The sequence below is a fragment of the Clostridium tarantellae genome, assembly GCF_009295725.1.
Lineage (GTDB): Bacteria > Bacillota > Clostridia > Clostridiales > Clostridiaceae > Sarcina > Sarcina tarantellae.
On record NZ_WHJC01000126.1, the window covers coordinates 1 to 9634 of the forward strand.

Annotated in this window: 8 protein-coding genes; 1 reads left to right on the forward strand and 7 read right to left on the reverse strand. The window is 25.9% G+C overall.

The features are described from left to right. Window positions 1–69: 69 nt before the first annotated feature. The 6 genes from GBZ86_RS09215 to miaB form a co-directional block, all read right to left on the reverse strand. Window positions 70–1350 carry a methionine gamma-lyase family protein gene (locus GBZ86_RS09215; RefSeq protein ID WP_152889962.1) on the reverse strand — a complete coding sequence of 427 codons (1281 nt, stop codon included), beginning with the start codon at window positions 1348–1350 and terminating at the stop codon, window positions 70–72. Window positions 1351–1451: 101 nt separating this feature from the next. Next, window positions 1452–1694 carry an RNA chaperone Hfq gene (gene hfq / locus GBZ86_RS09220; RefSeq protein ID WP_152889964.1) on the reverse strand — a complete coding sequence of 81 codons (243 nt, stop codon included), beginning with the start codon at window positions 1692–1694 and terminating at the stop codon, window positions 1452–1454. A 52-nt stretch (window positions 1695–1746) separates the two neighbouring features. Next, on the reverse strand, window positions 1747–2679 hold the full coding sequence (miaA, locus tag GBZ86_RS09225) for a tRNA (adenosine(37)-N6)-dimethylallyltransferase MiaA (RefSeq protein ID WP_152889966.1): 933 nt from the start codon (window positions 2677–2679) through the stop codon (window positions 1747–1749). Between the two features lie 15 nt (window positions 2680–2694). Beyond that, window positions 2695–4596 (reverse strand): DNA mismatch repair endonuclease MutL, encoded by a 1902-nt coding sequence (mutL, locus tag GBZ86_RS09230; RefSeq protein WP_152889968.1) that lies wholly within the window; start codon window positions 4594–4596, stop codon window positions 2695–2697. Window positions 4597–4615: 19 nt separating this feature from the next. Beyond that, window positions 4616–7354 (reverse strand): DNA mismatch repair protein MutS, encoded by a 2739-nt coding sequence (mutS, locus tag GBZ86_RS09235; RefSeq protein WP_152889970.1) that lies wholly within the window; start codon window positions 7352–7354, stop codon window positions 4616–4618. A gap of 210 nt (window positions 7355–7564) precedes the next feature. After that, window positions 7565–8890, reverse strand: coding sequence for a tRNA (N6-isopentenyl adenosine(37)-C2)-methylthiotransferase MiaB (miaB, locus tag GBZ86_RS09240; RefSeq protein WP_152889972.1), 1326 nt, complete (start codon window positions 8888–8890; stop codon window positions 7565–7567). A gap of 181 nt (window positions 8891–9071) precedes the next feature. On the opposite strand from miaB, the gene GBZ86_RS17115 reads away from it, so the two are divergent. Beyond that, window positions 9072–9227, forward strand: a complete 156-nt coding sequence (locus GBZ86_RS17115; protein WP_170272195.1) for a hypothetical protein — start codon at window positions 9072–9074, stop codon at window positions 9225–9227. Window positions 9228–9286: 59 nt separating this feature from the next. On the opposite strand, the gene GBZ86_RS09245 is transcribed toward GBZ86_RS17115, so the two are convergent. Continuing rightward, window positions 9287–9634 (reverse strand): GNAT family N-acetyltransferase (locus GBZ86_RS09245; RefSeq protein ID WP_152889974.1); only part of this gene is annotated, 348 nt, incomplete at its 5' end.

Genomic DNA, 9634 nt, shown 5'->3' on the forward strand with positions numbered 1-9634 from the left:
ATAATATACTTTATAAAAATATATTTCTTTTATATTATACACATTTTAAATATTTATTTCAAAACCAATTTATTTGAAAATATTATTTAATGCTATTAAAGCTCCAATTTTAGCATGATCAAAAGTTAATCCACCCTGTAAATAAGCTATATATGGTTCTCTTATTGGAGCATCTGCCGATAATTCTATAGATGAACCTTGTATAAAAGCTCCAGCTGCCATTATAACCTGATCTGTATATCCTGGCATATCCCAAGGCTCACATTCAACAAAGGAGTCTATTGGAGAAGCCTTTTGTATTCCCTTGCAAAAATTTATTAATTTTTCTGCATCATTAAATTTTATAGCTTGAATTATATCACTTCTTTTTTCATTATATTTTGGAAGAACTTCAAAACCTGCAAGTTCCATAACTCTAGCACAAAATACTGCACCTTTAACAGCTTCCATAGCAATATGTGGTGCTAAAAATAATCCTTGATATAATTGTCTCATAACACCAAAAGTAGAACCGCATTCTCCTCCAATACCAGGTGTTGTTAATCTATAGGAAGCTTGATCTACATATTCAGCCTTACCTACTATATATCCTCCCGTTGGTGATATTCCACCACCAATATTTTTAATTAATGAACCTGCCATTAAATCAGCACCTACATCTGTTGGTTCCTTAGTATCAATAAATTCTCCATAGCAGTTATCTACAAATACAATAACATCATTTCTTATAGATTTTATTTCTTTTATAGCTTCTCCTAATTCATTGACTAAAAATGAATTTCTCCATCCATATCCTGTGGATCTTTGCATATGTACTAATTTAATAGTCTTATCAGATATTAAAGCTTCCTTTATTTTTTCCATATCTAATTTACCATTCTTTAAATCTATTTGAGAATACTTAACTCCATATTCTTTTAAAGAACCTATATTTTCTTCTTTACTTATACCTATAATGTTATGTAAAGTATCATAAGGACTTCCCGTTACAGCTAACATTGTATTACCCGGTCTTAAATTTCCAAATAAAGCTGTTCCTATAGCATGAGTACCATTAACAAAATGAGGTCTTACTAAAGCTTTTTCTGCATTAAATATTCTAGCATATACTAAATCTAAAGAATCTCTTCCAATATCACCATACCCATAACCTGAAGAATTAGTAAAATGAGAATCTGAAATTCTTTCTTCTTGAAAGGCTTTTAAAACTTTTAACTGATTAAGCTCTCTTATTTCATCATACATTTCAAACTCTTTTTCCACATCATTTATAGCTTGATTATATAAAGATATAGTTTCATCTGTAAATTTATATTGTTGTTTTAATAATTCTATTGTTTCTTTTAACATACGTTCAATTACCCCCGTATTTTTTTACATCTTAGACTATATTATCACAGCAAAAAAAAATAGGCAAACTTTATTAAGTTTACCTATGATTTTTATATTCTTTAATTATCATCTACTTGTGCATTATTAAATAATATTGGTTGTACTGGAGCTATAGTACTTATTGCATGTTTATAAACAAGTTGTTGTCTTCCCTCACTATCTAAAACCACTGTAAAACTATCAAATCCTTTTACATACCCTTTCAATTGTACTCCATTCATAAGAAATATTGTTACGTGAATTTTCCCTTTTCTAGCATTATTTAAAAATATATCTTGTAGGTTATTGATTGACTTGTTCATTGCTATCTTCCTCCACAATTAACATTAATAATTATATATTATCATTATAAACCTAAGCATTAATTATGTCATCAATTATTTTATCAATAATTTCCTTTTCATCCACATATTTGTCTTTGTTGATGAACTTGGATCTTGGATCTTTTCTAAACCAAGTTAACTGTCTTTTAGCATAATTTCTACTTCCTTGTTTGATCATTTCTATACTTTCATCTAAAGAAAGTTTTTTACCTAAATAATATAAAATTTCTTTATATCCTATGCCCTTCATAGATTGCATATTCTCTGTTAATCCTATACTTTGTAAATATTTTACCTCATTTATTAAACCTTTATTCATCATAATATCTACTCTTTTATTTATTCTATCATAAAGTTTTTCTCTATCCATATCTAGCACATAATAATATATATTATATGGAGAAGTATAAATATTATTCTTTGCTTTAAAAGAAGAAAATGGTTTTCCTGTTATCTTATATACTTCTAAGGCTCTAATAACTCTTTTTCTATTATTAAAATGAATTTTTTCATAACTTTCTAAATCAATATCTTTAAGCATATTATGTAAATATTCATTTCCTCTTTCTTCAGCTAAATTCCAAAGAAATTCTCTATATGCTTCATCTTTTTCACTTTCAGTAAAGTTCATATCACATATTATTGAATTTATATATAATCCAGTTCCACCAGCTAAAATTGGAAGCTTTCCTTTAGTATGTATTTCTTTTATTTTTTTTTCTGCTAATACTTTAAATTCTGAAACACTAAATTCATTGTGAGGATCTACAAAATCAATTAAATGATGTGGTATTCCTTCCATTTCTTCCTCTGTTATTTTAGCAGAGCCTATATCCATATATTTATATATTTGCATAGAATCTGTAGATATTATTTCTCCATTTAATTCTTTAGCTAATTCTATGGATATAGCAGTTTTTCCCACCGCTGTAGGTCCTGCAATAATAAGTATGTCGTTTCTCATTTTTTCCTCCAAATTTTATAAAATCCTTTTGAATTTTTTATCTAATTCATAACTAGTAAACTTTATTATAGTTGGTCTTCCATGTGGACAATGAAAAGGATCTTCTATATATCTAAGTTCTTCTATAAGAGATTCCATTTCTAATATACTAAGTGTATCATTTGCTTTAACTGCTGCTTTACAAGCTAAAGTAGCTATTTTATTATATTTAACTTCCCTAGTTTTTCCTGTTCCTAGATTTTTAACATTATCAAGTATAGATAAAAATAAACTTTTAGCATTAAGCTTACCTAAAAAATAAGGAACTTCACTTATTCTTATAGAATTATTACCAAAATCCTCAATTATAAATCCAGCTTTTTCAAATATATCTTTATTTTCTTCATAAAAAATAAAATCATTAAGAGATAAATCAAGAACTAATGGAACTATTAAAGGTTGAATTTCCACTTTTGAATTTTCTATGGTGTTTAAATATTTTTCAAATAGTATTTTTTCATGAGCTGCATGTTGATCTATTAAATAAAGAATTTCTTCTTTTTCAGCCAATATATAGGTTTTATTAAATTGACCTATAACTTTTAATTTAGGGAATTTAGCTATTTCTTCTTTATTAGTTTTATCCTCATTTTCTTCTCTTTTATAATCATTTGTATTAGGTTGTCTATAACTTAAATCTAAAGGAATTTCTATCTCTTCTCTTTCATTTTTTCCTAATACTTCTTTATTTGAAAATATACTCTCTTTCTCTTCTTTATTTAACTGTTGAAAATCATTAAAAAAATTCTTATTTGAAGCAATACTTTCTTTTAAACCATCTAATTTATTAATTTCTTCATTTAAAGAAAATTGTGTTACTTCTTCTAACTCTTTGTAAACTATTTTTTTTTCCTCTTCATTTAAAGGATTTATATTAAAATTGTCCTTAACTTCTTCTCGTAAGGCTTCATGTATAGCATCAAATACACATTTAAAAACTACTCTTTCATCTTTAAATTTAATATCTGATTTTGTTGGATGAATATTTACATCTATAAGTTCTGGATATACCTCTATGAATAAAACGTAAAAAGGAAATTTATTAGATGTATTAAAGGATTTATAAGCATTTTCCACTGCTACAGTTATAGTTCTATTTTTAACATATCTTTTATTTACAAATAGACTTTGATTATTTCTAGATCCTCTTGATAAAGAATCATTTCCTATATATCCATATATAGATACTGTATCCTCATGTTTTTCAAAATAAATCAAATTTTCCGCTGTAGATTTTCCATATATTGATCTTATAGCATCTATTAATTTTCCATTTCCATAAGTATGCACTGTCTTTTTGCTATTATTAAAAAGTTGAAAGGAAACTTCTGGATTTGCTAAAGCAATTCTACTAACTATATCATTAATAATAGCACCTTCACGAGAAACAGACTTTAAAAATTTTTTTCTTGCAGGTACATTAAAAAATAACTCCATTACTTCTATTTGAGTTCCCTTACTTATGGCTGAATCTTTAAAACTTTCTTCTATACCACCTAATAATCTTATTTCTTTTCCTATAGGCTCATTAAAAATTTTACTTTTCAAAAACACCTTAGATATTGAAGCTATACTTGGTAATGCTTCTCCTCTAAATCCTAATGTATTTATTGAAAATATATCATCTACATTTTTTATTTTGCTTGTAGCATGAGCACTAAAAGCCTTTTTTATATCATCAGGATGTATTCCAATACCATCATCTATTATTTTAATTAGACTTTCTCCGCCCTCCCTTATTTCAATAGTTATATTTTTACATTTAGCATCTAATGAATTTTCAATAAGTTCTTTAACTACTGAAGATGGTCTTTCAACCACCTCTCCAGCAGCAATTTTATTAGCAGTTTCCATGGTTAAAACATTAATTCTATTCAAAAGAAACCACCTCCTTGTATTAAATTAATCCTTTAGCTATTTTAACTAAATTATATAATTTATTCATAGCTTCCATTGGATTTAATTCTAATATATTTGAATTAGCTAATTCATTTATTAAATTTTCTTTAGCTATAGAATTAAAATCTAATTGTTTTTCATTATTAATTACTTCTACTATTTTTTTATTTACTTTTAATTCCTTAATAGTTTCCACAGCTGCTTCTTTTAAAACAGTATCTTCTTTTAGTGCTTGTTCTTTTACAATTTCAACTTCTTTTTTATTGCAATTAATACAAAAATCCTTTTTTTCCTCTTTAATTAAAGTAGAATTACTAATAGTATGATGATTGTTTTTTTCTAAATCTTTTAGTAATTCTTTAGCTCTATTTATAACACCCTTAGGTAAACCTGCTAACTTAGCAACTTCTATACCATAAGATTGATCAGCTCCACCTCTAACTATTTTTCTTAAAAAAATTATAGTATTATCTACTTCTTTAACATCTACAGAGTAATTTTTTACTCCTTCAATTTGTCCTTCTAATTTAGTTAGTTCATGATAATGGGTTGCAAATAATGTTTTACACTTTAAATTTTTATTTTTGCATATATATTCTATAACAGCCCATGCAATACTTAATCCATCATAAGTACTTGTTCCTCTCCCTACTTCGTCTAAAAGTATTAAGCTATTTGATGTAGCATTTTTAAGTATATTAGATACTTCCCACATTTCTACCATAAAGGTACTTTTTCCACCTGCTAAATCATCCGAAGCACCTATTCTAGTAAAAATTTTATCTACTATACTTATATTACAACTATCTGCGGGTACAAAACTTCCCATTTGACACATTAAAGTTATAATAGCTACCTGTCTCATATAAGTAGATTTACCTGCCATATTAGGACCTGTTATAATTAAAAGCTGATCTTCCTTATTATTTACTAAAGTATTATTAGGAATAAACTCTCCATTTGGAATTACTTTTTCTACTACTGGATGTCGTCCATTTTGTATATCTATAATTCCATCATTATTTAAACTTGGTTTCACAAAGTTATTTTCTAATGACACATAAGTTAAATTTGTTATACAATCTATTTCAGCAACTATTCTTGAGGTTTCTTTTAATCTATTAATTTCTTTTTCAACTATATCTCTTATTTCTACAAAAAGCTCATATTCTAATATGCTTAGTTTATCACTGGCACCTAAAATCTTTTCTTCCATTTCTTTAAGTTCTTGAGTTATAAATCTTTCAGCATTTGAAAGGGTTTGTTTTCTTATATATCTCCCCTCAGGAATCGAACTATAATTAGCCTTTGATATTTCAATATAATACCCAAAAACTTTGTTATATCCAACCTTTAAAGATTTAATACCAGTAACTTCTCTTTCCTTATTTTCTAAAGTAGAAATCCAATCTTTACCGTTCTTTTTTGCTAATCTAAGTTCATCTACTAAATTATTATAACCATCTTTTATTATATCTCCTTCTTTAATGGTTAATCCAGCATCCTCTGCTATTGAACTATTAAGTAATTCACATATATCTTTTAATTCATCTATATTTTCATAATATTTATTTAATAAATTACTACTACAATTCTTTAGCATATTTTTAATATTAGGTATTTTGTATATTGATGTTTTTAGTGCTAATAAATCTTTAGCATTAACATTTTTACTTGATATTTTTCCAAGTATTCTTTCTATATCATATATATCTTTTAAAGCTTCTCTTAAATTATCATTTAAAAATATATCTTCATGTAACTCTTCAATAGCATCATGTCTTTCTTTTATTTTTTCTTTATTTATTAAAGGTTCTTCTATCCATCTTCTTAATGTTCTACTTCCCATAGATGTTTGAGTCTTATCTAAAATCCAAAGTAATGATCCTTTTTTAACCTTTTCTCTTAAGCTTTCAGTAAGTTCAAGATTTCTTCTAGAACTTAAATCAATAGTCATGAAATCTTTAATATTATATAAATCTATGTTATTTATATTACTTAAACTAATCTTTTGAGTTTCTAATATATATTTAACTAAAGCTGCTGATGAACTCTTTATATTGTTAGAAAAAGTGCATACATCTTCTTTAAATTGCGATATTAAAATTTTTTCATTATTTTTTTCAAAGTATTCTCTATCTTTTTCTGTAACTAAAGCAACACTTACAGTTTTTATATTTTTTATAAGTTCTCCATTTAATCCTTCTAAAAGTATTATTTCCTTAGGATTAAATTTTGATATTTCATCAAAAATTAAGCTTTCTTCAAAAGAAGTTTCCGTAGCTAAAAATTCTCCTGTAGATATATCTGTTACACTTATAGAAAATCCTCTATTTTCATCATCTACAAAAATACTCATTATGTAATTATTTTTATTTTCTTCAATAAATGATGCATCCATATAAGTTCCTGGTGTTACTACTTTAACTACATCTCTTTTTACTATTCCCTTTGCTATTTTTGGATCTTCAACTTGTTCACAAATAGCAACCTTATAACCTTTTGCTACTAATCTTCCTATATAAGAATTAGATGCATGAAAGGGTACTCCACACATTGGTGCCCTATTTTCTAAGCCACAATCCCTTCCTGTTAATACTAATTCTAATTCTCTAGCTGCTGTTTCTGCATCCTCAAAGAACATTTCATAGAAATCACCTAATCTAAAAAATACTATGCAATCCTTGTAATTTTCTTTTATTTCAAAATATTGTCTCATCATTGGAGTTAGAGCCATTATTTTTCCTCCTTCAACTTAACTAAAACTACTATGTATAAAAATAAAATATTATTTTCATATTTTAATCTATATTTAATATATAATGATTATTATATCAAGTACATAATATAATATCAAAGTTATAATTACTAATTATTGTTTTTCATATAATAACCTAAAGATTAAAAATTTTAAAAAGGAGATAGCAACATGCTATCTCCATATAAACTAAACTAATTCACCTGTTAATGAAAAAGATTGTGCTTTTACAATTTTAACATTAACTAATTGTCCTACTAAATCAATAGTTCCTGGGAAATTTACTAACTTTCCAGTTCTTGTTCTTCCTGACATTTTAGTTTCATCATTTTTACTTGGACCTTCTACTAAAACTTCTAAAATTTCTTCTTCACATTGCTTATTTTTCTTAGCAATAATTTCATTAACAACCTCTACCAATTTATTAAATCTTTTATGCTTAACCTCTTCATTAATTTGATTTTCCATTCTATCAGCTGGAGTATACTTTCTTCTTGAGTATATAAAAGTAAAGGCTGAATCATATTCAACTTCCTTTATCATACTTAAAGTTTCCTCAAAATCTTCTTCTGTTTCTCCAGGAAATCCTATAATTATATCTGTAGTTAAAGAAACATTTGGAATTTCACGTTTTATTTTTTTAACTAAATCTAAATAATACTCTCTATCATAGTGTCTATTCATTTCTTTAAGAACTCTTGTTGAACCACTTTGTACAGGTAAATGAATTTGCTCACATAATTTATCACACTCTTTTATTGCCATTATAACATCCTCTGTTAAATCTTTTGGATGAGATGTCATAAACCTTACTCTTTCTAAACCTTCAATTTCATTTATTCTTCTTAAAAGCTCTGCAAAAGTTATTTCATTTTCTAGACCCTTTCCATAAGAATTAACATTTTGTCCTAATAAAGTTATTTCTTTATAACCTTCAGCTACTAAATCTTTAATTTCCTTTTCTATATCCTCTGGTTTTCTACTTCTTTCTCTTCCTCTAACAAAAGGAACTACACAATATGTACAGAAATTATTACAACCATACATTATAGTTACAAAAGCTTTAACATCACTTTTTCTATCTATAGGTAATCCTTCTACAATACCTTCCTCTTTATTTATAATTTCTTTAACTTGAACTCCTTCTTGTCTCACTCTTGCTAAATATTCTGGAAATTTATACGCATTATGAGTTCCAAATATTATATCAACAAATGGGAATCTTTTTAATACATTATCAGCCATTCCCTTTTGTTGCATCATGCATCCACAAATTGCAATTATAAGAGCTGGATTTCTTTCCTTAAGCTTCTTTAATTGTCCAAGATTTCCAAAAACCTTATTTTCAGCATTTTCTCTAACGCAACATGTATTAAATATAATTATTGATGCTTCATCCTTACTTTCAGTTCTTTTATAACCAATTCTTTTAAGCATTCCTGAAAGCTTTTCTGAATCTTCTTCATTCATTTGGCATCCCCAAGTCTCTATGTAATATTTTAAATTATTATCCATATAATTTCATTCTCCTTTTAGGTTAATCATATCAAATCACATTATATATAATTTTAAGTTATTTTAAAAGAGTATTTACTTAAAATAATTTAACTTTTTTAAAAACCAATTGTTTTTTTACTATAAATGGTATTATATTTGTTTTTTTAGCAAAAAATAATATAAAAAGGAGGTGATTTTTATGCGCAATTTAAAAGAAGAATCAAACTCTAAGGAAGAAAAAGAGTTAGAACCTAACAATTGTAGATTACATAATCGTTCATACTATAATAAACATTTAACCTCTAATATATTAACTACTAAACTTTCATATATTCCTAATGATTCTTTATTTTAATACTACAATATTTTAATATTTTTAACTTTAAAGGATGTGTTAAAAATAACACATCCTTTTTAAGCAATAGTATAAATATGAACCTTTTCTACTTCTTCAAAACCTATACCTTTATATAATTTCATAGCAATTTTATTACTTTCTTTAACTTTTATATATAATTGTGAAATATTCTCTTCCTTAGCAAGATTTAAAAGTTTTTTAATTAATAACTTTCCATACCCTTTACCCTGATACTCAGTTAATATTCCTAAATTAGCTATTGTATATTTTCCTTCTAAAAATAATATTTGCCCATATCCCACTATTTTATTATCTACTCTAATAAAAATAGCTAGATTATCTAAAAAAAATCTTCTAGAATATTCATATTTTATATCTTTAATTGATAAAGGCATTCTATACTT

Bases quoted from the DNA above. Each gene is read 5' to 3' on its own strand.
- miaA (WP_152889966.1), bottom strand. From the start codon at position 2,679: ATGAGAAACGACATACTTATTATTGCAGGACCTACAGCGGTGGGAAAA.
- GBZ86_RS09215 (WP_152889962.1), bottom strand. From the start codon at position 1,350: ATGTTAAAAGAAACAATAGAATTATTAAAACAACAATATAAATTTACA.
- miaB (WP_152889972.1), bottom strand. From the start codon at position 8,890: ATGGATAATAATTTAAAATATTACATAGAGACTTGGGGATGCCAAATG.
- hfq (WP_152889964.1), bottom strand. From the start codon at position 1,694: ATGAACAAGTCAATCAATAACCTACAAGATATATTTTTAAATAATGCT.
- GBZ86_RS17115 (WP_170272195.1), top strand. From the start codon at position 9,072: ATGCGCAATTTAAAAGAAGAATCAAACTCTAAGGAAGAAAAAGAGTTA.
- mutS (WP_152889970.1), bottom strand. From the start codon at position 7,354: ATGGCTCTAACTCCAATGATGAGACAATATTTTGAAATAAAAGAAAAT.